The following is a 2,735-nucleotide window of genomic DNA, read 5'->3' as shown; positions in this document are numbered from 1 at the left end:
TTCCGGCTCCTTTCTTGCTCCATACCTTGTATTGCCACGGTGGGTCGGCATATATGACATCGTATTTCTTTGCTTTCACATGCATTGCTTTCCAACTTTAATAGATACTTTTTCAATTACGATGGCTAAAGTATCAAAGGGAAAAAGAGAAGCTATGAATGTGGCAGGGTTTGGCTTTGAGGGGCGGTATTTGGCGTAATGGATAGTATATTATAGCGTTAAAAGAGTATTTTTGTGCCTTACAAAATTTAATTCACCATCATAATGAATGAACTAATCGAAAAAATCAATGCAAGCTATGAAGCGTTGAAAGCTGATGCAGAATTACAAGCAGAAAAAGGAAACAAAGCGGCTGGTACGAGAGCACGCAAAGCATCCCTTGAATTGGAGAAACTTTTAAAAGAGTTCAGAAAAGCCTCTTTAGAAGCATCTAAAGGCTAAAACAAAACCCTCCTAAATCTGGAGGATTTATTTAGTATAATTGTAATGATGCAGCAAAATGAACAGGTAAAATGAACTATCAACAAATATATCCAACAGCACCCCTGCGGAAATACGTTCGCTATTTTTGGATATTGGAAGACGATAGTTTAGACTTTTCTCAAAAAACGTTCAAGATAATGTCGGACGGCTTGCCCGGACTTATTTTTCAGGAAAGCAAAAAAGCATTCCATGATAAAGACAATCAAGAGTTACCGCAATTGTTTTTATATGGGCAGACTACACGATACACAGAACACAGAGCAATAAAAAGTTTCCGAAACATTGGCGTTTATTTTGAACCGACCGCATTAAAATCCATTTTTGGAGTAGATGCTAATGAGTTGACAAATCAACATATTAGCATAGACGAACTGGTTAATACCAATATAACTGACCAGCTTTCCGATACGACTTCTTCCAACCAGAGAATAGAGTTGCTGTCTTCCTTTTTGATACATCTTGCTGAACAAAGAAGTACCGAAAATGAAAAAGTAAATTTTGCAACCGCACAGCTTCAAAAAGGAGTGAGTTTACCAAAAATACAGAGTGAACTGAACCTATCCGAACGTTCATTAGAACGGTATTTTAAACAGCATATAGGTATATCCCCCAACCTATATGCAAGGATAAACCGCTTTCAATTAGCTTTAGAAAATATACGCCAAACCCAATTTGACAAGCTGACCGACATTGCCTATCAATGCAATTATTACGACCAATCGCACTTTATCAGAGAGTTCAAAGAATTTTCGGGAACAAGTCCGAAACGCTTCTTACGTCAGGCGAACGAGCAGGTAGCGAACTTTCCCGAATGGAAGATTTAATCGCCTTTCGGTTCTGCTAAGCAGGTGTAAAGTGAAAAAGTTCCGATTTTAAAATAATAAGTCCCCGCTTAGGGGACTTAAAATAGCTATTTCACCTGTTTGTAGTAAAACTCATAAAGCGATTTTACATCCCCAGTGCAGATTAAAGGAATAGCTTCTGCCAAAACTTTTTCCTCCCAGTTCCACCATTCAATTTCTAAGAGCATTTCGATTTCATCGTCTGTAAATCTCTTTTTTATTGGTTTTGCAGGATTACCCCCGACTATTGTATAAGGGGCAACATCTTTGGTAACTAAGGCTCTGCTACCAACGACTGCACCATCCCCAATCGTCACACCGGGCATAATCATGGCTTCACTACCAATCCAAACATCGTTACCGACGACCGTGTTCCCGACACCTGCAAATCCATCAACAGCTCCTTTGAAACTATCGACCTGCTCCATCATGTAAAAGAAAGGGAAACTGGATATCCAATCGTACCGATGACCTTGGTTTCCCGCCATGATAAAACTGGCTCCGCTTCCGATAGAACAAAACGAACCTATAATCAGTTTATCAATATCGCTTCTGTCAGGGAATAGATAACGTGCGCAATCATCAAAAGAATGTCCGTGGTAGTAACCCGAATAGTAAGAATATTTCCCGGCAATAATGTTCGGGTTCGTGATGTGGTCTTTGATTATTTTGCCTTTAAAAGGGCTTTCGAAAAAATTCATCATTTTAGCATATTTTTAAAAATAAATACAATAGAAAAACAGGGCAATAAGATATTGCCTCAATAAGAAACTATTTTCTTTGTATATGCTAATCTGACTTTTCCATACTGCGAATATAAGCAATTTACGGATATCCTCGAAAATGACGATTGAAGTTGTCGTACTCAAATTTACTAAACTCCTCTTCCTCGCAATTCCTCCGGTTGTCGGTTTTATCCAATTTTCAGTAAAGCAAGGCTGTTAATTTTACAGAAAAATTAAAGTTATGATAGCCATTACAGGAGCAAACGGAAATTTAGGCAAATCGACCATTCAATTTTTGTTACAGAAAGTCGCACCGACCGATATTGTTGCCATTGTCAGAAACCCCGAAACGGTAAATGAATTTAAGGAAAAGGGCGTAACCACCAGACAAGCGGATTACAACGATTACAACACACTTAAAGAGGTCTTCAAAGGCGTAGAGACAGTATTGCAAATATCTACTATTGGGGTGGATACAGAAACAGCCAAACAACAGGAAAAAAATGTAGTAAACGCAATCGTGGAAAACAACGTAAAGCACATTGTTTATACAAGTATGGTGCAAGCCCGACCAAATACCGTTTTTCAAGGAACGCAAACACAATACTATACGGAAGAACTGATAAGGAGAACAAATATCCCTTATACCTTTTTCAGAAACAGCATGTATATGGAAGCCATACCC

Annotated in this window: 5 protein-coding genes; 4 read left to right on the top strand and 1 reads right to left on the bottom strand. The window is 38.5% G+C overall.

Annotated elements, in window-relative coordinates:
* The 3 genes from FM107_RS19725 to FM107_RS13190 all read left to right on the top strand — a co-directional run.
* Positions 1-199: hypothetical protein (locus FM107_RS19725; protein WP_218778986.1), on the top strand; the 199-nt coding region annotated here is incomplete at its 5' end.
* Between the two features lie 65 nt (positions 200-264).
* Positions 265-441 (top strand): histone H1, encoded by a 177-nt coding sequence (locus FM107_RS13195; protein WP_034727134.1) that lies wholly within the window; start codon positions 265-267, stop codon positions 439-441.
* 71 nt (positions 442-512) lie between these two features.
* Entirely contained in the window at positions 513-1,307 is a 795-nt protein-coding gene (locus FM107_RS13190; protein WP_085472333.1) for a helix-turn-helix domain-containing protein, read from the top strand.
* 86 nt (positions 1,308-1,393) lie between these two features.
* On the opposite strand, the gene catB is transcribed toward FM107_RS13190, so the two are convergent.
* A complete protein-coding gene (gene catB / locus FM107_RS13185; RefSeq protein WP_034727129.1) occupies positions 1,394-2,029 on the bottom strand; it encodes a type B chloramphenicol O-acetyltransferase in 636 nt (211 codons plus the stop codon).
* A 262-nt stretch (positions 2,030-2,291) separates the two neighbouring features.
* On the opposite strand from catB, the gene FM107_RS13180 reads away from it, so the two are divergent.
* On the top strand, positions 2,292-2,735 hold a 444-nt coding region (locus FM107_RS13180), incomplete at its 3' end, for an NmrA family NAD(P)-binding protein (protein ID WP_143559488.1).

Source organism: Sphingobacterium sp. JB170 (genome assembly GCF_900163865.1).
In the GTDB taxonomy this organism is placed as follows: domain Bacteria; phylum Bacteroidota; class Bacteroidia; order Sphingobacteriales; family Sphingobacteriaceae; genus Sphingobacterium.
Note: the sequence above shows the minus strand (reverse complement) of the source record. Positions and strands in the feature narration are given on the sequence as shown.